19 protein-coding genes and 1 pseudogene are annotated in these 22088 nt (G+C 45.7%); 12 read left to right on the forward strand and 8 right to left on the reverse strand.

Features of this window, described 5'->3' with window-relative positions; genetic code table 11:
• From JEU20_RS05970 to fba, 7 genes and pseudogenes are all read right to left on the reverse strand, one after another.
• Positions 1–937: pseudogene (locus JEU20_RS05970) on the reverse strand (FecR domain-containing protein); the annotation flags it as partial.
• Between the two features lie 363 nt (positions 938–1300).
• On the reverse strand, positions 1301–2173 hold the full coding sequence (locus JEU20_RS05975) for a DUF7281 domain-containing protein (protein WP_214657289.1): 873 nt from the start codon (positions 2171–2173) through the stop codon (positions 1301–1303).
• Positions 2170–4965, reverse strand: coding sequence for a hypothetical protein (locus JEU20_RS05980; protein WP_198244195.1), 2796 nt, complete (start codon positions 4963–4965; stop codon positions 2170–2172). Before JEU20_RS05980 ends, JEU20_RS05975 begins: the two co-directional genes overlap by 4 nt.
• Positions 4962–5564: a condensin complex protein MksE gene (locus JEU20_RS05985; RefSeq protein ID WP_198244197.1), complete on the reverse strand. Its 603-nt coding sequence runs from the start codon at positions 5562–5564 to the stop codon at positions 4962–4964. The genes JEU20_RS05980 and JEU20_RS05985 overlap by 4 nt, the downstream gene beginning before the upstream one ends.
• A complete protein-coding gene (locus JEU20_RS05990) occupies positions 5561–6805 on the reverse strand; it encodes a hypothetical protein (RefSeq protein ID WP_198244199.1) in 1245 nt (414 codons plus the stop codon). Before JEU20_RS05990 ends, JEU20_RS05985 begins: the two co-directional genes overlap by 4 nt.
• 37 nt (positions 6806–6842) lie before the next feature.
• Entirely contained in the window at positions 6843–8096 is a 1254-nt protein-coding gene (locus tag JEU20_RS05995; RefSeq protein ID WP_198244201.1) for a glutamate-5-semialdehyde dehydrogenase, read from the reverse strand.
• Between the two features lie 16 nt (positions 8097–8112).
• On the reverse strand, positions 8113–9135 hold the full coding sequence (gene fba, locus JEU20_RS06000; RefSeq protein WP_198244203.1) for a class II fructose-bisphosphate aldolase: 1023 nt from the start codon (positions 9133–9135) through the stop codon (positions 8113–8115).
• A 433-nt stretch (positions 9136–9568) separates the two neighbouring features.
• Here fba and JEU20_RS06005 point away from each other — a divergent pair, with 433 nt between their 5' ends.
• From JEU20_RS06005 to JEU20_RS06015, 3 genes are read left to right on the forward strand one after another with little or no spacing between them, the layout of a single operon-like run.
• On the forward strand, positions 9569–10633 hold the full coding sequence (locus tag JEU20_RS06005) for a hypothetical protein (RefSeq protein WP_198244205.1): 1065 nt from the start codon (positions 9569–9571) through the stop codon (positions 10631–10633).
• The gene (locus JEU20_RS06010; protein WP_198244207.1) at positions 10633–11061 is read left to right on the forward strand and encodes a hypothetical protein; all 429 of its coding nucleotides are present in this window, start codon (positions 10633–10635) and stop codon (positions 11059–11061) included. The genes JEU20_RS06005 and JEU20_RS06010 overlap by 1 nt, the downstream gene beginning before the upstream one ends.
• On the forward strand, positions 11058–13535 hold the full coding sequence (locus JEU20_RS06015) for an EAL domain-containing protein (RefSeq protein ID WP_198244209.1): 2478 nt from the start codon (positions 11058–11060) through the stop codon (positions 13533–13535). The genes JEU20_RS06010 and JEU20_RS06015 overlap by 4 nt, the downstream gene beginning before the upstream one ends.
• 98 nt (positions 13536–13633) lie before the next feature.
• On the opposite strand, the gene JEU20_RS06020 is transcribed toward JEU20_RS06015, so the two are convergent.
• Positions 13634–14038, reverse strand: a complete 405-nt coding sequence (locus JEU20_RS06020; RefSeq protein ID WP_198244211.1) for a DUF4332 domain-containing protein — start codon at positions 14036–14038, stop codon at positions 13634–13636.
• A gap of 233 nt (positions 14039–14271) precedes the next feature.
• On the opposite strand from JEU20_RS06020, the gene JEU20_RS06025 reads away from it, so the two are divergent.
• The 9 genes from JEU20_RS06025 to JEU20_RS06065 all read left to right on the forward strand — a co-directional run bounded on the left by JEU20_RS06025 (position 14272) and on the right by JEU20_RS06065 (position 22083).
• The gene (locus tag JEU20_RS06025; protein WP_198244213.1) at positions 14272–14835 is read left to right on the forward strand and encodes a hypothetical protein; all 564 of its coding nucleotides are present in this window, start codon (positions 14272–14274) and stop codon (positions 14833–14835) included.
• The gene (locus JEU20_RS06030) at positions 14835–15590 is read left to right on the forward strand and encodes a COG4648 family protein (protein WP_198244215.1); all 756 of its coding nucleotides are present in this window, start codon (positions 14835–14837) and stop codon (positions 15588–15590) included. The genes JEU20_RS06025 and JEU20_RS06030 overlap by 1 nt, the downstream gene beginning before the upstream one ends.
• Positions 15587–16213 carry a hypothetical protein gene (locus JEU20_RS06035; RefSeq protein WP_198244217.1) on the forward strand — a complete coding sequence of 209 codons (627 nt, stop codon included), beginning with the start codon at positions 15587–15589 and terminating at the stop codon, positions 16211–16213. The genes JEU20_RS06030 and JEU20_RS06035 overlap by 4 nt, the downstream gene beginning before the upstream one ends.
• A 4-nt stretch (positions 16214–16217) precedes the next feature.
• Entirely contained in the window at positions 16218–18524 is a 2307-nt protein-coding gene (locus tag JEU20_RS06040) for an MMPL family transporter (RefSeq protein WP_198244219.1), read from the forward strand.
• Between the two features lie 87 nt (positions 18525–18611).
• Positions 18612–19310, forward strand: coding sequence for a hypothetical protein (locus JEU20_RS06045; RefSeq protein ID WP_198244221.1), 699 nt, complete (start codon positions 18612–18614; stop codon positions 19308–19310).
• Positions 19307–20512, forward strand: coding sequence for a hypothetical protein (locus JEU20_RS06050; RefSeq protein ID WP_198244223.1), 1206 nt, complete (start codon positions 19307–19309; stop codon positions 20510–20512). The genes JEU20_RS06045 and JEU20_RS06050 overlap by 4 nt, the downstream gene beginning before the upstream one ends.
• Positions 20499–21041, forward strand: coding sequence for a GTP-binding protein (locus JEU20_RS06055; RefSeq protein WP_198244225.1), 543 nt, complete (start codon positions 20499–20501; stop codon positions 21039–21041). Before JEU20_RS06050 ends, JEU20_RS06055 begins: the two co-directional genes overlap by 14 nt.
• On the forward strand, positions 21042–21701 hold the full coding sequence (locus JEU20_RS06060) for a hypothetical protein (RefSeq protein WP_198244226.1): 660 nt from the start codon (positions 21042–21044) through the stop codon (positions 21699–21701).
• A gap of 19 nt (positions 21702–21720) precedes the next feature.
• Positions 21721–22083 carry a roadblock/LC7 domain-containing protein gene (locus JEU20_RS06065; protein ID WP_198244228.1) on the forward strand — a complete coding sequence of 121 codons (363 nt, stop codon included), beginning with the start codon at positions 21721–21723 and terminating at the stop codon, positions 22081–22083.
• The last annotated feature ends 5 nt before the right edge of the window (positions 22084–22088 follow it).

The raw sequence follows: 22088 nt of genomic DNA on the forward strand, positions 1-22088 counted from the left end.
GGCTGCCCCCCCCGGTTAAGGCGGCACCACCTAAAATAATCGGATTGGTGCTTTGGCCGGTAATGCCGCTGTTGGTCAGTTCAAAATTAAAAATGGAATCGAAATCTTCCCCGACCTGAATATCGACAATTTTCATTTCCAGCATCACCTGCACCTGCGGTTTGTCCAGTTCCTCAACCAGTTTGGTGATTGCTTTTAACATTTCGGCATCACTGCTTCTGACCACCAGCAGGTTATGTTCTTCATTGAGGGTAATGTAGGTCATGGTGCGTTGACCCAGTAACTTGTTCAGTTGTTTTTCATCGATCTGCTTATCGCCACGCTTGCCCGCTAAAGTTTCCAGTTGCTCCACTGTCAGTTCTTTCGTGGCATTGGCGAATTGGTTGCGCCCACCCAAGGCGGATTGCCCACCAAAAGCACCTCTTTGACGCCCGCCGATCCGGCCTCCAATTCGACCGCCACGACCGGCCTGCCGACCTCCGCGGCCACCTCTACGCCCCGCCCGTCCACTCCCGGCACCACCTGCACCGCCGACATCAATACCGCTGCCGAAAGACACGAAAACCCGATTACCATACAAATCCTGTATAGCTGAAGCGATAGCCATAACATTAGGATTGTGCAGAGTAAATACCCGAATGTCGTCATACTGGCCAACAACCAGATCCTTGCTGTATTGCTCTTTGGTCATAATGCGGTAAATTCCACGGCCTTCTTTGTCTTTGCGGTACCATAAGCCACTGATCCGGCACATGGCTTTAATCGCTTCTTCCAGTGTGACATGACGCAAAAATATACTGATGCTTTTGCTTGCTGCCTCAGGGGTGGCGACAATATTGGTGTTTGATTCTTCTGCCAGTACGCGAATAATGTCTTTCAGCTTGGTATGCTTGAACTCCAGCTCGGTAATCCGATAAGCTTTTACATTAAACGGCATCACGCACAACATAACCATAAACCAGAAAACAATAGTATTTTTCACGTATCCGTTTAAGGCTGCTCAGCCCTTTTGAAAACTCTTAAATAAAAAACTGCGGCATGTTGCCATGCCGCAGCCAACTAGTCTTAATAAGTTCGAAACACACTTCTACAACAGCGATCCATGACACATCCTTGTACCATTGACTTACCCTTGCAGCGTCCAGCTTTTTACATAACGTAAGCGTAATTTGTTATCAGGGAAATCAGAAAATATTGTAAACGGAAAAATAGCACCTTAACCAAGGAATTTTTCCTGAAAACAGTAGGAGAATTTCCTACTACTTTTGGGGTTAACAGACTTATTTGGGGCAATGCGCTGTTATAGCCAAACCGCCTCTTGCTCCAAGGACTTGCCTAGCCGTTGGGAAAGACTGGCAAGTTGTTGAAACTTCTCATCCATAGCGCCGATTGCTTGCAGTTTATGACAAGCATTTTCAAACAAGATATGGGTTTTAGCCCAAACTGCTGAGTCACCAAAGGTTTGTAGCTTTTCCTGCCAATTTGCCATCCAGTAAAAATCGGCCTTGGTTTCAGGGTGAATGGATTCCAGCAAGCGGACATAATTTGACAAGCCCACGCCATCGTAATCCGGGAACAAAACAAGCTGCGAACTGCGGGGACGTTCTGCCAGCCATTGCAGCAGGATATCCGGCAGTTGCCCGGCATAATAAATCAGACAGCCCTCGAAACTGTTTTCCAACCAGTCACAGCGGTCAAACAAGGCTTGATTTTCAATCAATAGCAGAGGTTTTTTGCATTGCCAGGCTTGTTTGGTGCTTACTTGTAATGCCGCTAACCCAAATTGACGGGTCATTGTGGCAACATTCAGTTGATCTTTGCCATTCGACCAGATGACGCCATCATCCCAGGCTTTCATCAATAGATAATAGGCATCATGTGTAGATTTGCCTTTTTTACTGTCAGCGTGAAGACCGACATTGCGGCTGCGGTTTGGAATATCAACGGGCAGCTCGGCTTCTGTCAACGGCTGATGCCGGGCAAGATAGTCTGCCAGCGCCGTGACATTGCTGGCGCGATAAAGGGTGCTGCGGCCTTGTTTGCTGATTTCAATCAAACGAGTCTGCTGCGCGAATTGTTCCAATGCCTTGCGCTGCCTGGCCGTCAGCTCGGATTTCATCAGCACCCCTGAGTTGTTCAGCAGCCGCTGGATGATGTTGACTAAGGCATTCATGCCTGGGTCTCGTCGATCGGTTCCAGAATCTGCCAGTTCAAGCGGCTGATATAATTTTTACCGTTTTGCGTGCCGATGGGTACACAGTAGCGGGCGGTGATTTGCGGCTCAGGGGAGGCAAAAATCAGGGAAAAACCAAACTCATTCGCAGTTTCAATTAAATTGCGTTGATTAGCTTGGTCTAATGAGGCCGCTTCGTCCAGATAACAGGCGGTTTTGATACTTTTTCTGGCATCTTGCATTTGATTGAGCATGGCGAGCCCGGTGATAAGCTTGGCCATCAAGACGGTTCCGTTTGATGCTGCACTGTCCAAATCGTCAAATTCAGCGGCCGCTTGGTTTTGCTTACCGATCACAAAAACCAGTCGGAACAGATGCTCGACCTTCAGGCTACCGAGTTTTTCTCCCTGTTTGATTAACAGATCCTTAGCCTTGTTGAGTGCTTTGTCATCCAACACTGTATTATGGTCGAACAAGTCAAACGAGTCGCCAGAATCGACCTGTTCAGACGTAGAAATCAAGGTGCGAATCGCATTGACAAGGGTTTCTTCTTCGCGCGGCTCTATTTTGAAGACTTTCAGGTCGGACAGTTGGCGACGATTGATAATTTTATTGAAGTCGGCCATGCGCCGTTTCAAGGTTTCCAGACTATCTCGCAAATCACGCAGAATGGCGGCAACCTGGACAACGGCCGAACGCGCCTTGCGCTCAATGGCTGCCTGCTCCTGCTTGAGCTGGGTAGTGTAATTGAACAGCGCTTGCAGCTCTTGCTCTGGATCGTCCTGAATCTGGAATTTGTTAATTCCTTCATGATGGAGCTGATTTAGACCGTCAGCCAATACTTTATCCAGATCATGCAATTCCTGACAATTCTGGTTATAGCGCTCGATTTGATCGGCCAGTTGTGCGATGTCAAAGGCTGCGTTTTCCATATAAGGCAGATGTGGCCGCCGCTCGAGATGAGTAAACAATGACGTGTGATCTTTTCGTTGCTGACGGGCTTTATCGATACGCTGGTGTTGCTGCTTGAGCATTTCTCGCGCTTTTTCGACACGGGATAATTCGGCATTGATGGTGTCGAGTTGTCGATCAAACTGCCGCTCTTCCTGCTGTAGTTGTTGCAGTTGATTTTCAAGCTCGGTAAGACGGGTTTGCCGCTCGTCGTGGCTGTTTTGCAATTGCTGAAATTGTTTGTATTTCTCGATGGTTTGTCGACATTCATCAAGCCGCCGGTCAAACTCGGCCAGCTTTTCTTGTTCTTGCTCAAGATGCTCAATCGTTTCCAGCGTTTTTCTCAAACCAGCTTCCTGTTGCTGTAATTCTTTCAGTTCGGCCTGTAATTCGTCGGCAGTTTTGATATGCAGATTAGCCTCCAGTTGGGATAAGTCGATGACCAAGCCGGCCATTTCCAACCGATCACCGTTTATATACTGGCTGAGCTGGCGACCTGCCTGCTGTAGTTGTTCCTCATCCAGCAATTGCACAGTATCGTCTGCCGCCACAGCCGAGCTTAATAGCGGCTTGGCCAATAAGCGACTCAAGGCATCGAAGCTTTCGGTCGACAGCGATTTTTGCAATTGTAGGAATAAGTTGTTATCGAGTGTTTCCAGTTGCCGTTGCACGCTGTTTTGCTCTTTCTGACACTTGTCAATCTGGCGACGAATGACATTTGCATCCTGTTGGTCTTTTGCCTGCATCAATCGTGCGACCAACTGGTCGCGCTGTGCTTGCAGTGTTTGTTGCTCATCTTGTAATTGAGCCAGATCTTTAATGTAAGTAAATTCCAGTTTCAAGTCCTGGTAGCGCTGTTCGGCCTGCTGTTGTGCTTTTTGCTCTGTTCTGACATCAGCCTGAACCTGATAAATTTGCTTCTGTCGCTCTTTGAATTCTATCTGCTGTTCCTGCAATTGTGTCCGTGCTTTAGACATCTCGGCACATTGCCCGTTGAAATAATCTTCCCATTGGCTCAGCATCTTTTCAATCAGCGGTTTTAACACAATGATTTTGCCGCGCAAACGTTTACGCTGCTGCTGCTTTTGCTCCAGTTCAGCAATCAAAGCCTGATTGCGGGAAACGGCATCAAACTGGGATTTGTCATAATTGACGTCAGCGAATGATTTATCCCATTCTTCTTTAAAATTAATGCTACGGTCGAGCAAATCGTTTTTGTAGATTTCCAACAAGTAGGATTTCACCTGCCGACTATCGAGGCTGTCTAGCCGTAAGGTGCGCGTTAAAATGCGTTGATAGGTGCCCGCCTGAGAAGTAAACATGAGCGGGAAAACGGTCAAATCCGGCTCTTCCGAGCGCTGCTTTTGGCGATTGCCATACAACAAGGCTCGTAAATCATGCGATTGATAGATGCGGGCCGATTTACCGCGCGCCAGCAAATGTTCGATCAACTTAGGCTGAGTTACCAGTGTGTTGTCTTGTTGCCGAAAATCATCGACATCCAGGCTTCCCTGGTAAGCGAAGTATTCATAGTCGTGGCTCAGGCCCTTGCCGACGCAACCGATAACGACCATGCCGGCTGGCAATAATACTTCCAGCAGAATATAGGCGCTGTTATCGGGAAAATAGAACTTTCGCGAGCTGTCGATTGAATGTGCACCAAAATCCATCAAGCGCCGGTCAATAATCAGTAAAAACTGCAATGCATTGATGAGGCTAGTCTTGCCGGTGTTATTTGGCGCGATGATGGAAACAGACTGATCCAGCGGTAATTCTGCCCGACTGTAACCGGCACTGTTCAGTAAAACCAGTTTTTGAAAACCATAGTGCGCCAGACTCATGCCTTGTCCCCCTGAAATTCATCCTCGTCTTCTAATTCATCTTCATAGCTTGTTTTCAGTGTTGGCATCAACTCAGGCTTATCGGCCTCTGCCAATTCTTCAAATAAATCCAGATAACGATGAACGGCCGGCAATAGCCAATAGCTGTCATCATCAAACAACACAAAACCGACGCGAACCGCACGATCCAAAGTATCTTTCAAGGCTTGGGTGTCTGACATTTCTTCGACTTCCAAAATGGCATGGTAATGCTGACAAAGCGTTTGCAATAACGCATTATCGATACGCCATTGCTGAAACTGAAACAGATGCAAGCCCTGGTCTGCCTGGTATTCGAATAACAGCATCAAGAATAAGGCAATGCGTTTACTCAGTTTGTTGATATTCGAGCTAGCCTGTTCGGTTTTGAAATAGGCAAAGCCCCGGCCATCCATCACCACAGTAAAACCCAATGCGGAAAACAACTGTTGATACTGTTCATAGAGATTTTCCAGTTCTGTCCACAGCTCGATATCTTGCAATCGATTGATGTGCGCGCCGGAACTTAGTGTTTTGAACAAAGCTTGCAGTTGCGTTAATTGTGTTAGATCAATCGTCATTCAGACTCCATAATATGGCTATGTAATTTAAGCCTGACCTGTTTCAAGGTATGCTGAACCGGGTTTGGATTAGGCGTGGCGTTAATATCCGGCAGTCGAATCAGTTTGTGATAAAGTTTCAGCAAAGTGGTATCCTGATAATCAGCATAGTATTGCAACAACCAGTCCATTAAATCTGGAACCGGTAATGATTGATATAAATGCCGTTGAATAGCGTCTTCGTCAACCTGTTCCAGTGTGACTAACAGCGGCTCATAGGATTGTTCCGGAAAAGAGACCGTTTTAGCCTGATAGCCTCGGGCCTGTTCCATCAGAGTCAACAATTCAGGGCCAACCGCAATGGACAGGCTGCGTTGTTTACGCCAGACCGGTACGCACTGACTGGGAAAGCTGCGATTGAGACCTTTTTTTCGGACTTCCCCAAGTAACTGCCCGATGGCAGCGCTTAAATGATTGTGCCGCCGAACTTCTTCACGTAATGGCATTAAGGTGTTGGTGGCCTGTTTTAACGCGAGCCGGCCTTGTTGGCGAATATCTTTCACCCGAAATCCCACTTGCCGCAGCATCTGTTGATGGCTGTATAAACCGCCTTGCGTAGTCAGGGTTTGCACTAATTTATCCAGCACCGACTCTGCCCTTTCCAACAACGGATAAAAGGTACCGCCAGCGCCGGAATCCATCAAGGCCTCCATCGGCAGTACATAATGGTCATAGGCTTCCAGCACTTCCCGATAACGCTGCGCCAGCGGCATACTCTCATTACTGGATTTGGCGCGCTCGGCAATGGCTTGAATGGCATGACTGTCGCGCTCCAAGGCCTGCAAAATTTCGCGTAACTGTTTGTCGATGCGAATGGCGCCACTTTGCAAGGCGGCCATGTCTCGCTCATCCATCGCCTGTTGCATCTGCGCCAGTCCGTTCTGAATATCATTGATTCTAACTTTTAAAATTTCCGGCAAACCAAGTTCGTGTTCATGCAACAGGCTACTGACAAACTGACTGACAACATCGTTAATTTGTAAACTGTCGCTGTGCGACAGTCTGACCAGCAGTTCGCTGTTGATAAGCTGTTGTAGGCGTTCGATGCCCTGTTCCCGGCTGGAATCCGGGTAGGCTTTTGCCAGCAGGCTCAATACTTCATCCCGCTCAAAGGCGATATGTTCACGTCCTAAGGCCACCAGATATTCAATAATCTCCCAGTGTTTATCCAGGGCGCGAACCAGACTGCGTGGATTGATCATAGTGGGCCGTTAATTTTTGAAGATTGTATTCACAGTCTCATTGCCGTAAATGGCCATTGCCATACGCCACCCATTTATAGGTGGTGAGCTCATCCGGACCAACCGGACCGCGGGCGTGGAGCTTGTCGGTACTGATGCCAACGACCGAGCCTAAGCCATAATCGCCGCCACCGGAGAGGCGAGTTGAGGCATTGATTAGTACCGAAGCAGAATCGACCTGCTGTTCAAATTGCCAGGCTTTATCAAGACTGCCGGTTGCAATGCTGTCGGTATGACCCGAGCCATAGTCGTTGATATGCGCAATCGCCTGTTCAATATCGGTGACGATTTTGACTGCCAGAATGGGAGCCAGATATTCTGTTTGCCAGTCTTCTTCTGTCGCCGCCGCGATACCAGACAGGATTCGCCGGCTTTTCTCGCAACCGCGCAATTCGATACCCTTGTCACTAAAAGCCGTATGTAATCGCGGTAACAGCTGTTCGGCACAGGCTTGATCAATCAATAATGTTTCCAGCGCATTACACACCTGCACGCTTTGGCATTTGGCATTGATGGCCAAAGCAATTGCCTGCTCGGGTTCTGCGTCTGCCGCAATATATAAATGGCAGATGCCATCATAATGTTTGATAACCGGAATACGGGTGCCTGCGGCGATACGCTTGATCAAGCCTTTGCCACCACGTGGAATCAGAACATCGATATAATCATCCATTTGCAGCAGTTGATCGACTGTTTCATGGCCAGATTGACGGATAATTTGAATCGCGTGTTCAGGCAGCCCTGCCCGTACAACACCTTCAATCATGGCATCGGCTAATAGAATATTGGTTTGTAGGGCTTCCGAGCCGCCGCGCAAAATCAGTGCATTACCACTTTTGATACAGACGCCAGCCGCATCGGTGGTGACATTGGGCCTTGACTCGTAAATTATGCCAATAACGCCGAGTGGTACCGATTTTTTATACACGCGCAATCCGGCCGGATTGGTATGGCCGTGTAACACACGATTTAATGGATCCGGCCTGGCAGCAACTTTTTGCAGTCGTGATACGATATATTGAAAGGCCTTTTCATCCAGGCTCAACCGTTTAAGCATGGCCGCAGGCAATCCGGCTTGCCGGGCCTTGTCTACCTCCTTGGCATTGGCCATTAAAATGGCCTGTTTTTGTTGTTGTAAGGCTTCGGCCATATAGCTGAGGGCACTATTGCGCTGTGCCTCGCTGGTCGTCGCTAATTGCCTGGCGGCAGACCGGCTTTGTTGAGCGATGGTTTCGATCGGGTTTATTGTCATGGTATCGATTTTATTTTCAGGATGAATAACGCGAACGCATTTTGGCTAATGAGAAAGGTTTGATTTTAGTCGCATGGCCGGCGCTACCAAATGCTTCAAAACGCGATTGACATAAGTCTTGCATGGCATCGCGGGCAGCCTGGTAAATTTTACGTGCATCCAGTTCGGCCGCATGCGCAGGTTGCGCAACAAATTGCCGGATGGCGCCGGTGGAGGCCATTCTAAGATCGGTATCAATATTGACTTTACGCACGCCATATCGAATACCGGCGACAATTTCTTCGACCGGAACGCCATAGGTTTCCGGAATCTGGCCGCCATAGCGGTTAATAATTTTCAGCCATTCCTGGGGTATTGAACTGGAACCATGCATGACAAAATGCATATTCGGCAAGCGCTGTTGCAGCATTTTCAGGCGACTGATGACCAGCACTTCCCCGGTCGGCGGCTTGCTGAATTTGTATGCGCCATGGCTGGTGCCGATAGCGACAGCTAAGGCATCAATCTGTGTTTGCTCGGCAAAGGCAACCGCCTCATCGGGATCAGTCAACAGGCGTTGGTAATCATCGCTTGATGTTTGATCAATATGCTCCAGCGAACCGAGACAACCGATTTCGCCTTCGACAGACACGCCACAAGCATGCGCCATGGCGACGACTTGTTGAGTAACGCTGACATTGTATTCAAATGAGGCCGGCGTTTTCATATCGTCTAGTAACGAGCCGTCCATCATCACCGAGCTGAAACCGGCCTGTATCGCTTGTGCGAAAATGGCAGGTGTCGGCCCATGATCGCGATGTAAAACGACCGGAATATGCGGATACTGTTCTATGGCAGCAAGCACCAGGTGCCGCAAAAACACCTCTCCGGCATAGCGGTTGGCACCGGCTGAAACCTGCATAATGACCGGACTACTTGAAGCATCCGCAGCCTGCATAATAGCTTGCACCTGCTCCATATTGCTGATGTTAAAAGCGGGAACAGCAAAATCATTTTCAGCCGCATAGTCCAGTAATTGTCGTAGTGATATCAATGCCATATATCGTTTCCATCATGAGTGTTAGCTAAGTTTCTCAGCCCGAAAACCCGCAGGCGAGATTACAGACACCTTGTACGTGTATCTACTCACCCCCTCTAAAAAGCAGGTGTAGGTTGTTGATTTATCAGGCTTGCATAACAGGGATGTTATGCAGAACGACATGGATGTATTCACGTGTCCTGATAAATCAATGACCTACTCCGGCTAAAACACAACCGGGTGAGCAGTTACTTGTACGTTTAATATACCATCAAGTTATTGTGTTATATAGGCTTTTACAGAGTTTCGAGCAATTCGATTCAATATCGGCTGAATGGAAAACGGGAAAACGCCGTGTTGCTTGTAATTCAACCATTACACACCATGTCAGCATAGAATTTTTGGAATTTACCGTCTATAGTAAAATCAACACCGATGAGATATTGCATTTTATATGACCCATAGACAATCACTGAAAACAATATTCCGGTGCACTATTCATAAATTATTAGCGCCTTGCCTGTGCTTATTTTTTTGTCTGTCCCAACAAGCCAATAGCTACACCTTAGGCAATGGCTATACCATCGGTTCTTGGACATTCAGCGGCTATGCGGTAGTTGAACTTGTCGCCCCAATCCATCAGCACCAGGCTGTTGATTTATCCCTGGATGATCTGGCCATGTTTGGACAAGGACGATTCAATCGCTATCTTAATCCGTTTTTTGAGATTGAATATGTTAATCAACCCCTTTGGACAGAAGGCCAGGGCGCTTTTACGCACGCGGGAAAGTTTGATTTAGAGCGCCTTTATAATGACATCCTGATTTCCCATAACCTGACGCTGCGTATCGGAAAAATGCTGGCGCCTGTGGGGGAATGGAACCAAATTCATGCCAGCCCTTTGGTGGCGACAACAATACGCCCATTGACTACCTATTTTAATTTCTCGGAATTTATTTCCGGTTTTTCTTTACTTTACTCGCCACAATCACAATGGCTACCCAATATTGACCTTTATTATCAACCCTGGACGGAATTGTTACCCAAAACTCGCGAACAACGCCCGATTCGCTATAAAAATATCACGGGCATCAATTTACACTATGGCGATGAATTTTCCGGTCAAATCGCATTATCGATGCAGCATGCTGAATTAACCACTCGCCGCGAACGACAAACCTTATTCACTGTCGACGGCTTTTACGATTTCGATTATGTAAAACTCAGCACGCAACTTTTTTATGCCTCTATTTATGGCTCGGAAAGCCGGCGTCGGTATAATCATGAATGGGGCGGCTATCTGCAATGGGTCGCACCTGTCACCAATAGGTGGTCAGTGGTTGGCAGGGGCGAAACCTTCAGTCAACGCGACGCCCTTCAATCGCAACAAAATGTTGTTCTAGGGGTTAATTTTCGTACCCAGAATTCACTGGTCTGGAAGCTGGAATATGTGTTTCATTGGGGAGCCAATCTGGGCATAAACGAAGGTGTATACAGTTCTGTCGGGGTGATGTTCTAATGCGTCCACTCGTTTTATTTTTAACCCTATTAGTTGCCCCTTCCGTTTCTGCTTTAGATGCCAAGATTCTTATTATCGCTCATTTACCGGAAACCCTTATCTTACCGGCATTGCCCAAGGAAAAAATTAAAAACATTTATTTACTCAAACAGCGCGCTTGGTCTGATGAAGCACCTATTATTGTCGTCAACAGACCCTCAGACAGTCGTTTGCGCCAACAGTTTGAACACAAATTAGGACTCAACAGTAAAAAATATGCCTGGTATTTAAAAAAAATGTATTACAAAGGTATCCCATTACCGATAATTCAGAATTCCAAAAAGGCTGTCTTATCCTTTGTCGAACAGGTTCCCGGTGCCATTGCCTATATTGAAGGTAGCCTGCCGGATGAATACCCACACATAACAGTCCTAGGCCAGCTGCAATGATTAAACGCACAATATCCCGCCAGCTCTTTTTAACCTATGGCAGCATTTTTTTAATTGTTTTAGGGTGTTTATTTGGTGCGGCTTCCTTTGAATTGTCTAAATATCTAAAAACCCGCGCATTTGAAGAGCTCCACCTTCTCGCGACAACGCAACGCCAGAAATTGGAATCGACATTAAGCCAATCACTGACCAACCTTAAATCCTGGGCCAGTCTGGTCGTCATGAATGACTTGCTGACAGAAGATGCCGACCTTAGAATTACCCACAGTTTGGAAACCTTTAAAAAATTGCACCACTTACCTGGACATCTCTATGCCCTGTCCCGTTCGGGAAAATTAATTGCCTCAGACCACCGGGTTACTGGGCTAGAAAATTTAAAAAAATACCTCATCGCAATACAAAAAAAACAGCCTTTGATCGATAAACACCTCGACCCCATTACCCATAAACCCATTATTGCTTTATGGCAACCGGTATACGGCAGTTTTGGTTCGAATGCACCGATAGGTTACCTGTTTATGACGTATCCCTGGTCAACCATTGCCGCACAACTGCAGATATCAATCCCCCAAAACCATCTATTGCTATTCAATCATGCTGACGATATTATCCTGAATGGCGACAAACTCCCCAATCAGGCCGCTGTCGATTTACTTAAAGCCGTGCTGCATCATAAAGCCGGCCAACACAATAATACAGCTATGCCAGAAATATCTATTGGCAATGAGGACTATTTTGTCGTCAGTCTGGACAATACGGCAAATACCCCGTTGACTAACTTATGGCACTGGGTTTTACTCGCTGATAGCAGCCGTTTTTATGCCCCCATAAAACATCTATTGACCATCACACTGATTATTGCGGGTATTACCATTTTATTGGTATTGATTATTATTCTGGTCACCAGTCGTAAAATCAGTCAGCCGCTTCAAGCCTTAACCCGAACCGCGGTTGAAATTTCAACCACTTTAGATTTATCCAAACGTGTTCCCCTTGCTGGCAATAATGAAATTTTTCAACTCGGCACCGCTTTTAATGAGATGTGCCTGAAGCTGGAAAAAAGCTGGGCAGCCAAAAACCGCATAACGCGTGAATTACATGCGATCAATCAATCGCTGGAGCAAAAAGTTGCCGAAAGAACCGAACATCTGGCCTGGCAAGCCACTCATGATCCATTAACAAAATTACCCAACCGGGCGTTACTGTCTGAAAGATTGGAACAAGCGATTCTTAGAGCACAACGTAATCGAGAAATGTTGGCCGTTATTTTTATTGACCTTGACGGTTTTAAGGCTATTAATGACAGCTTTGGTCATCAAACAGGGGACTTTTTACTCATTGAAATCGCCCGGCGTTTTGTATCCATCATTCGCGAGCCCGATACGATTGCCCGCCTTGGCGGCGATGAATTTGTCATTTTGATGCATATTGAAAAACCCGATAACCTTACCGCGCCCTTAGAGCGTATAACACAATTGATTAACCAGCCGATTATCACCAAATCAGCACAACTTAAGGTGTCTCCGAGCATCGGCGTGACTATTTTTCCGGATGACCCGTCTGATTCGGAAGCGCTGATCCGCCATGCAGACCAAGCGATGTATGAAGCCAAGCAAAAAGGCCGCAATCAGGTGCAATTTTTTAATGCCAAAATGGACGGTTTAATCCATTCTGAGCTTGCATTGCGCCAAGAGATTAAAGTCGCTCTGGAAAGCAATCAATTCGTTTTATTCTATCAACCGCAAATTCATCTCGACAGCGACAAGGTGATTGGCGCAGAAGCCTTGATTCGCTGGAATCATCCAAATAAGGGAATGATATTTCCCGATGAATTCATCCCGGCTATCGAGGACAGTGAGCTTATGATAGAACTGGGGCGCTGGGTGATTCAACAGGCCTGTCAACAACTGCAGCAATGGAATAAACAGGGTTTAATCTTAAAAATCAGCGTCAATATCGCATGCTGCCATATTCAGCATCCTGATTTTTTTAAAGAGTTGGTACAGTTTTTGGAAAGCCACCCCGATGTTAAACCGGAACAACTCGTATTGGAAATCACCGAATCTGCGGCTATCAAAGATTTTGACATCGCAAAAAACATGCTGCAAAGTTGTCACGATTACAATGTTCGCATCGCGCTCGATGATTTTGGCACCGGTTTTTCTTCACTGACCTATCTAAGACAGCTTCCCATTTCCTTTATCAAAATTGACAAAAGCTTTGTCATTGACATGCTGAATGACCCTGACGATATGGCAATCGTTAAAGGTACAATTGGCTTAGCCGAAAGTTTCGATAAATTGATTATTGCCGAAGGGATAGAATCCGAAGAACACAGCGATATTTTGAAAATGATGAACTGTACCTTTGGGCAAGGCTATGGCATTTCTAAACCTTTAAGCAACGAAGAGTTCTTGCGATGGATTAAGGCAAGACAATCGGCATCTGATGATATGCCAATTGCCCTGCCATAGATGCGCAAAAAGTTGTATCACCTAAGCATCTTTGGTTCGGTCTTTTTTTGGCCACCCCCTTCCATCTTTATTCACGATTTTGTATGGCTTCTAAGGTTTTAATAATTGATAGCACGAGGTAATTGTTTTGCCTGAGCGACCCAGTCTTCGACTTGCGAAACAGATGGAATTTTACGCACCAGGTTTTTTTCCTCATTAATTTCTGCCATTTTAGTCTGTAGATTTTCGGAGTTGCGCTGAGCCAGTTCTGGAACGGTATCGACACCTGCGCATTCTAGTAAATCAGCATATTGAGTGCTAATGCCTTTAACCCGCGCTAAGTCTGCCCGATTTGTCCAATTCAGAATCAGTTTTTCGCTGATACCCGTTTTTTCGGCGATATCCTTACGGCCTTTTTTTTCGCCGCAGGTTTCTAAAAGTGCTTCAACCGAGTTAATACCAGCCTGTTCGAGTTTAGAGGCATACCCTTCGCCGATGCCTTCAATTGCAACAAGTTTTGTCATTTTTTATCCCTTGAGTTAAGTATGTATAAAACTCTAACATTAAACATTAGTTGGTTTAGATCGGCAACCCTTGCTTTGTTTAAATACCCTATCTCATTTGTTATTAAAGGATCAATATGTTTGAATTATCTATTCACACCATGGACCAAAATATATTCTCGCTTTAGCTGTTTGAGCGATTGTCCCTGGCCATCACACCCGCTTTCTTTATCTTCCGACAAGGAGGTTTTGCTATGAAATTGTTTATCCGCAGCCTGATTTTGTTATCGATAGCCATGCTATTGACGGCCTGTAATAAAACCTTGAAACCTGATGAATTACCTGCTCATATCGTTGTCGGTGACGATTACTATACCCAATTTGTGATCCGCTATGAAAAAGGAGTACATTTGACGACCAATTTCCGCCGTGGCGCATCTATTCCGGTCAATACCAAAGTAAGGCTGTTGAAAATAAAGTCAAAAACTATAGAGGTACAGCCAGAGAATATGTCTAAGCCTTTGTTGATCAAAAATGTCAAAAAACACACCGGTGATGATATTTTTGCTGCATTTGACAAGTTATTTGCTAAACGCAAAGTGAATTTAAGGCAATTCAACCGTCTGGAACGCCGCCATATTAAAGAAGGTTCGGTCGGCAAAGGCATGCGTAAAAAAGCCGTACTGGTCGCTATTGGCTATCCGCCGATCACCGAAACACCTAATCTGGATATGAATATCTGGACCTATTGGAGTGGCCGCTTCAACCGCTTCCGTGTACATTTCCGCAATGGCAAAGTCTATAAGATCGTTGATTGATGAGCCATTATAAAAAACGCCGCAAGCGTAAATCGCGTAATCGCAGTACATTGGCGCCCAAACAATCAACAGAAGCGATTATTCAGGCCGGCAATAAACAGATTCAGACTCAATCTGGTTTGAGTCTTGTTGGCATAACGAAAGGCATTATTGTCACCTGTCTTTTTATGGCGTATCCGCTGTTGGTTTATATCGGTATTCAACAACAAATGGCCTGGGTTGCGCCTGTATTGTTTTCGGCAATTTATTTATTACAGGCCGTAAAAGTCCGCCGCGTAAAAGCCAAACTCTATAAAGCCAGCATCGCGGTTACGCTGCTATTAGGCGCTTTTTATGTGCAAACACTAACCGCTAAGGCAATGCCGGTATTGATTCAGTTGATGCTGATGTTTGTGTTTGGCAAAACCTTGTTGAAAAACCACGGCCCATCCTTCATTGAACGCTTTGTACGCCTGGAGTTTCCGCAGTTCCCTCCAGGCGTCAGTGATTATTTAGCCCGGCTGACATTGATCTGGACGCTGTTTTTTGCCTTTAATGCTGTGTTTTGTATTGCTTTGGCATTGTGGGCAAGCGATCAATGGTGGGCATTGTACAATGGCCTGATTATTTATCTGTTAATTGGATTGTTGATGATTGGCGAATACATTTACCGACATGTGCGTTTCCCGGAGCTTTCCATTCCAAACCCTGCTGCCAGTCTGCGCAGCATGGTTGTTAATGGTCGCAAAGTATGGATGGATTTGGAGAAGCAATGAACTATTTTAGCTTGTTTTTGCTGCTGTTCATCAGTTTCTCAGGCCATGCTCGCGATAGCTTGCCTGCGGTATTGAAAAGAATGCACACCGACAGCGCCGTAAAGTTAGCTTATCAAGAGCGTAAGGATCTGGCACTGATGGCGCAGCCCTGGCACGGTGAAGGTTTTTTGTATTCCTTGCCAAAGGCGGGGGTGATGATTAAACAACAGCTTAAACCGGAACCGATATTGATGGCAGTCATCGGGCAGCAGCTTTTTTATTATGATATAAAAAATCAGGTTCACCACCAGGGCCTGCTAGATGACAGCAACCCATTCAGTCTGAATATTGCGGTGTTCAAGGCCCTGATGAGCCAGGATATGCTGCTCCTCGAACGATTTTATCAACTGGATTTTTTGAGTCTGACCAATCGATGGCAGCTGATTTTAAAGGATAAAAATGATCCCGATTCCGCTTTCAAGATTATTATCAGTGGGCCGTTGCAACAGCCGGCTGACCACATCGACATCCAGCAAGCCGATGGCGACAGCAGCACCATGAGCTTGTCTAAAATAGCCGAAGGTAAAGGCGTTGAGCAAGAAATTGAGCAACTCCTTCGGCAATTAACTCAATCCATACGCTAAACGCATGCTATTACGCATTTTATTTTACGGCTTGCCTTTGCTGTTAGCTGCACTGACCTATCACGAAGTCAGCTTTAAAACCGATCTATCCACCTTTATTGTCAGTGGTAAAAATGCCGATGAAGCACTACTCGCCCACAGCATGCAATCAGGTAACCTGTCGCGGCGTTATTTAATTGCCATTACCCCCAACACAAACCAGCCCCTTGAACCACAATTTATCCAGCAACTGATTGTACAATTAAAGAGCATCGACAATGTTACCGATGTCTGGAGACCTGATCAAAAAAAACAGGCACTAAACGCTTTACAGACGTTGTATGTTAATCATGCCAGTTCCATTTACAGCTTGCATCCCGAAGAAGATTTAAACACACTTTTTTCAACACACGGCTTACAACAAAAAGCGCATTTTTTAAAACAGGCGTTGCTGTCACCGCAAGCGGCCTTGATTAAGCCGATTGCCTTGCGTGATCCTTTGTTATTAACTCTGAACGGCTTTCAAAGCCTGGCGAAAAAATTCAAATCCCAACCCACAACAAACTATCAAAATCTGATTTTAGAAACTCGGCCTTCGGGTATGGATACCTCAGCACAACAAACCATTCAACAGGCCATTTTAGCGCGTTTCAAAGCCTTGAATCACAATCTGCACTATCAGTTGGAAATGACCGGCGTACCGGTTTTTGCTGTGGCGACTCAGCGTCTGATTCAAGGTGATATTATCAAAATCAGTATCGTCTCTTCGCTGGCCTTGATACTTCTGTTTTTGTGGGCATTCCGCTCACTTTTTCAAATGTTTCAGGTATTTACCCTGTTAGCGATTGTGATTCTAAGCGCGATTCTGATCACCGCCAGTATTTTTGGCTATATCCACGGCATGACCATCGCCATCGGTGCGACGCTGGTTGGTATTTGTATCGATTACCCGATTCATGCTCTGGTGCATACTCAGCAAACGCCACAGCAACCGCCACAGCAACCGCCACAAACTATCATCGCGCGCATCTGGCCCAGCATGTTACTCGGTGGTGTAACCACTTTAATCGGCTATTTGGCGTTGGGTATATCAGGTTATCCCGGTTTTCAACAAGTCGCTGTATTTGCAGCAAGCGGTATTGTTATCGCTCTACTGATCACGCGCTTCATGCTACCGGCACTGGTGATTCAATCCTCGCAACCGGTCAGAATCATCGGTATTCAACATTGGATACATTTGTGTCAGCGTTATCGTAAAATCGGCTGGGTGATGATTGCTGTATTTTTATTGGCCGCCAGTTGGCCACTGAGCCATCTGCACTGGATGCAGGATATGCAACAACTCACGCCGGAACTTGATTATCTAAAACAGCAAGACCGCCGTATCCGCTCCCGCATGACCAGCATCGAGCCTGGCCGCTTCATTCTGGTGTCAGGTGACACCACAGAATTAGCATTACGCCATGCCGAGCAGGTTTATCAACGCCTTGACCAGCTCAAGCAACAGCAGGCGCTTACCGAATATTTCGGACTTTTCCCCTGGTTGCTATCCAGTCAACAACAGCGTCTGAACCAGAAAATCCTGAAAGCCAAGCTGACGCCGACAAACATAAAACACTGGCAAGAAGCATTACAACAGGAAGGTTTATCCGTCATCAAATTAGGCCATTTGAACTACCCTTTCAATCCACCTTTGACACTGGATGTCATATTTAAAACACCGGTCAAACACCTACTCGACAGTCGCATCATGCAACAGGCGGATAAAACAATTATTCTGATCGGCTTATCGCAACATAGGCCTGAAATCATTCGCCAGGCATTTTCTGATTGGAGCAATGCGCGCTATTTCAGTCAGCGTGATTTATTGAATGCCATGCTCAACGAATATACACAAACGGCCAAAAAGCTGCTGTTGGCAGGCGTAGGCCTGATTATGCTGCTGATGCTGCATCGCTATCGCAGCCTGACGACAACAGTCTCAACCCTGTTGCCGGCCGTGTTAGCCGCCTTGTTTATTTTGTCATCCTGGGCCATTGCGGGTGTTGCTATCAGCTTTCTCCATTTAGTGGCTTTTTTGCTGGTTGTCGCGATTTGTGTCGACTATGGTATTTTTTATCAGGAAAACCGAGGCGGAAATATTTTAGTGACTTATCAGGCTATGGCCGTCTCCATGCTAACTAGCGCACTGGCCTTCGGCAGTCTGCTGGCGGCTGAAAGTACCTCACTGAAAATCCTGGCCAGCGTTGTGTCATTAGGGGTCTTGATCGGTTTTATGCTATGTCCGTTGATTATCCAGCACTCCGAAAACGCATATAAGCCTAAAAATTAGATATAGCTCACATTTTTTAGACTAACTCTTCAAAAAACATCAACCTTAACCTATGCTTAATTTGATTATGTTTTTTAGGGTTTATCGATGCTTAGCCTCTCTGTTATTGAAGAATCTCACAACAGCAGTAAAACGGCTGAAGAGCGGCCTTTTATATTCAGAACTTGTTTTTTTTATGAAAACGCATCGCCTGAGCTGGAAACGATGCTGCATCATATTTCCAGAAAACCAAACGATTTGCTTTGTCATGTTCAACGCATTTATTACTGTTTTGCTCACAAACAAGCCGATCATTTATTCGCCGCCCTCACAGATTTATTAATTATTCTTCATGGCAAGGGACAGGCCTTAATTAAACGCATGATAAGCGGCAGTCACAACCTGTTGTCTGCACAGCAATGTACCTTACTGGAACATGCTTTAGACGTAAATCATCTGCATACGCTACAAACAGTAAAATACAGCCTCTTTGCCACAGGCCGGATAGCAGAACATGAACTTATTACAACACAGTATCAAGCCTCACCTGATGATTCCGACGATACCTTGTCGCTCGCTCATCGTTATCTTGAATACAGCCAGGTCGATCACGCCATGACGCTGCTCGAAGAAGCCCTGTTTACTGATGATAACGAAGACATCCAGCATCTATTACTACAGATTTATCGATCGACCGATAACCGTCAGCATTTTTTAGATACTCTCACACAGGCTGAACAAAAAGATAGACCATTGATCGCGGAATGGCAACAACTGCAACAATACTTTAACGATAACCCGTCATGAATCAGCGTGAGAATAACAAAAGCATAAAAATCGCCATTCACGGCGTTCCACACAGCACGCATAAAATATTATGCCTTTTTTTTAAGCAGATTTCTGAACACATCAAAATTGTAAACGATGCCGATAGCCCGGATGTCGATTTAATTGATATTGATTTTGCAGGTGGCGATAAAATACTTGCAAAACAACGCGCAGAACATCCTGAGCGAATCTTTGTGATAACATCCTTGAAAAACAAGCCAAATACAATCGAATATGATTATCTGTTTCTGAAAAAGCCTTTGACCAGAGAAAGGATTATTCAGATTATCATGCAATGCCAGTTGCAATTAAAGCAACCGACCATACAAAAAAAACAAGTTAAAGCTGCGTCTAAGCCCTCTACACCCCAGGCAACAGTGCTACCTGCAACGGTAGACAAAAAGCCTGCCTCGCCAATCAAGCCACCTGAAAATCACACTCGCCCAGCAGAAGAGTTTAATGAAAAAGGTTTCACCCACTTTATCGGCTTAATACCAACAATCGATATCAAAGATCCTGCGCAAATAGCTCAGGCCTGTTTCTCACCCGAAGATTATTTTTTAGGCTATGTTTATAATGCAATTAAAATTTCTCATCACAAGAAACAGGTCTTGCAAGTCGATGCCAGCTGGCGGCCTTTACTTATCTTTCCTCACAGCCATGAAATCTGGCTAGATGCCAACGAGCATCAATTACGTGCCTTCGCCGGTCTAAAAATTAGCCGTACCTCAGAGGGCAAAGTTCGCATTTTACCGGTCAATTTGCAAAAAACAAAAGTCAACCAAGCCAGCGACAAATTTCAGAATGAAGAAAGTTTTTTATGGAAATTGGCGATCTGGACATCGAAGGGACGCTATCCGCAACAACTCGACCCTACAAAACCGATTGTTTTAAAACATTGGCCTAATTTCACCCGGCTGGTGATTACCCCCCATGCCTTAAGAATCACCGCATTATTGATACAACAACCACAGTCCATGTTGGATGTAGCCAAAACACTTAATATCGGGGCACAGTATGTATTTGTGTTTATCAGCGGCTGCCAGGCATTAAACCTAGTCGCCCAGATAGAGCGAAAACCTGGTCCTGAGGAAAAAACGAAAAAGAAGAACAACGCAAGCGGTTTGTTAAGCAAACTATTAAATAAATTACGCGCTAAAAATCACGATGATACAGCATAAAATAATTTTCACAGGACCTGTCGGTGCCGGTAAAACCACGGCAATCAATAGCATCAGTGATATTGCTCCTGTCAAAACCGATGCAACGGCTTCCGATATGACAAAGGGCCGAAAGGCCGAAACCACGGTTGCGATGGATTATGGTGTTATGAACCTGCCAGATGGTGACAAGATACATTTGTATGGCACACCGGGGCAGGAGCGTTTCGATTTTATGTGGGATATTCTAACCGAGGGTGGAATTGGATTGATCTTGTTACTGGACAATAGCCGTAAAAATCCGTTTCAGGATTTGAATTTTTTCATCAATGCCTTTGATGATTTCATCAAGCAAACCAGTGTCGCTATCGGTGTGACACAAATGGATTTGAAAGCGACACCCACTATCGAACAATACCATCAAGAACTCAAAAAGCTTAAAGCCACGTATCCGGTTTTTGCGGTAGATGCCAGAAATTCTCGCGATGTTTCCATACTCGTTCAATCGTTACTGTTCTCGATTGACCCCGGTATTGAGGGAGATAATTAAATGGCTAAATTGACCTTGGCTGAAGACCTATTCCTTTATCCTTCACCGACCGGTGCCTATTTTTGTGTTTCTGAACACGAAAACAATAAAAGCCGCCAATTCTTACAACATTTACTCAACGAACGCATAACACCAGCCCTGTCGATCGACACTTTAAAACACTTGATGCAAACCGCTGACGAGGAGCACGCTTTAAACGTATTACAGCATTGCCAAAAACTAGACTGGATACAGGGTTTAAAAAAACCTCTGACCGCCCCGGATACAACTTTGGAAGACTTTCTTCCCACTATCTTGGCATCTTTTTCCAGTCAGAAAAAATCACTGCTAGCAGATGAGCAGGGGTTTTACCTTGGTAGTCAAGGGTTCCCGCACGAAACAGCCGAAGAATTATCGGCGCTGAGCGCGGAACTGGCAATTATTCACAAGCGTCGCTCCGGCCTGTTAAAAAACAACTTAGGCCTAGCGAGTCAGGCGTGGGGAATTGTCAATGCCTACGGCAATAATCAACTGGGGTTCTGGCCGCTTTATATTGGTCGTTATCGCTTTATGCTGATCATCGCAGGAACGCCTTTTTTTAATCATCCGGACTTTGTCAGCCTGGTCTGGACATTAAGCATCCGTTATGCAGCAACGACAACAGAATCCACTCACTCATAAATTAAGCAGGAGAAATTAAATGAAATCCGATATGTTGACTTCAATATTGGTTGAATTAAATGGTACATCCGGTGACATTGAAGCTTCCGGGGTTATTTCGACGGATGGTTTAATGATGGCCTCAGTATTACCCGCTGAACTCGATGAAGACCGGGTCGGTGCCATGAGCGCTGCCATGCTGTCATTAGGCGACAGAACCGCACAAGAATTGAATCGCGGTACGCTGGAGCAAGTTTTGATCAAAGGCGACCATGGCTATGTTTTGATGACCTATGCTGGAAACGAAGCCGTGCTCACTGTTATGGCAAAAGCCAATGCCAAGCTGGGGTTGATTTTTCTGGATGTCAAACGTGCAGCACAAAGTATCGCTGAACTGTTGTAAGTCAA

The sequence above is a fragment of the methane-oxidizing endosymbiont of Gigantopelta aegis genome, assembly GCF_016097405.1.
Classification (GTDB): Bacteria; Pseudomonadota; Gammaproteobacteria; order Methylococcales; family Methylomonadaceae; genus Methylomarinum.

Coding starts and splice junctions, on each gene's coding strand:
- JEU20_RS06045 (WP_198244221.1), top strand. CDS start 18,612: ATGCTTAGCCTCTCTGTTATTGAAGAATCTCACAACAGCAGTAAAACG.
- JEU20_RS06040 (WP_198244219.1), top strand. CDS start 16,218: ATGCTATTACGCATTTTATTTTACGGCTTGCCTTTGCTGTTAGCTGCA.
- JEU20_RS06010 (WP_198244207.1), top strand. CDS start 10,633: ATGCGTCCACTCGTTTTATTTTTAACCCTATTAGTTGCCCCTTCCGTT.
- JEU20_RS06055 (WP_198244225.1), top strand. CDS start 20,499: ATGATACAGCATAAAATAATTTTCACAGGACCTGTCGGTGCCGGTAAA.
- JEU20_RS05980 (WP_198244195.1), bottom strand. CDS start 4,965: ATGAGTCTGGCGCACTATGGTTTTCAAAAACTGGTTTTACTGAACAGT.
- JEU20_RS06035 (WP_198244217.1), top strand. CDS start 15,587: ATGAACTATTTTAGCTTGTTTTTGCTGCTGTTCATCAGTTTCTCAGGC.
- JEU20_RS06030 (WP_198244215.1), top strand. CDS start 14,835: ATGAGCCATTATAAAAAACGCCGCAAGCGTAAATCGCGTAATCGCAGT.
- JEU20_RS06050 (WP_198244223.1), top strand. CDS start 19,307: ATGAATCAGCGTGAGAATAACAAAAGCATAAAAATCGCCATTCACGGC.
- JEU20_RS06020 (WP_198244211.1), bottom strand. CDS start 14,038: ATGACAAAACTTGTTGCAATTGAAGGCATCGGCGAAGGGTATGCCTCT.
- JEU20_RS06025 (WP_198244213.1), top strand. CDS start 14,272: ATGAAATTGTTTATCCGCAGCCTGATTTTGTTATCGATAGCCATGCTA.
- JEU20_RS06005 (WP_198244205.1), top strand. CDS start 9,569: ATGACCCATAGACAATCACTGAAAACAATATTCCGGTGCACTATTCAT.
- fba (WP_198244203.1), bottom strand. CDS start 9,135: ATGGCATTGATATCACTACGACAATTACTGGACTATGCGGCTGAAAAT.
- JEU20_RS05990 (WP_198244199.1), bottom strand. CDS start 6,805: ATGATCAATCCACGCAGTCTGGTTCGCGCCCTGGATAAACACTGGGAG.
- JEU20_RS05975 (WP_214657289.1), bottom strand. CDS start 2,173: ATGAATGCCTTAGTCAACATCATCCAGCGGCTGCTGAACAACTCAGGG.
- JEU20_RS05985 (WP_198244197.1), bottom strand. CDS start 5,564: ATGACGATTGATCTAACACAATTAACGCAACTGCAAGCTTTGTTCAAA.
- JEU20_RS06060 (WP_198244226.1), top strand. CDS start 21,042: ATGGCTAAATTGACCTTGGCTGAAGACCTATTCCTTTATCCTTCACCG.
- JEU20_RS06015 (WP_198244209.1), top strand. CDS start 11,058: ATGATTAAACGCACAATATCCCGCCAGCTCTTTTTAACCTATGGCAGC.
- JEU20_RS06065 (WP_198244228.1), top strand. CDS start 21,721: ATGAAATCCGATATGTTGACTTCAATATTGGTTGAATTAAATGGTACA.
- JEU20_RS05995 (WP_198244201.1), bottom strand. CDS start 8,096: ATGACAATAAACCCGATCGAAACCATCGCTCAACAAAGCCGGTCTGCC.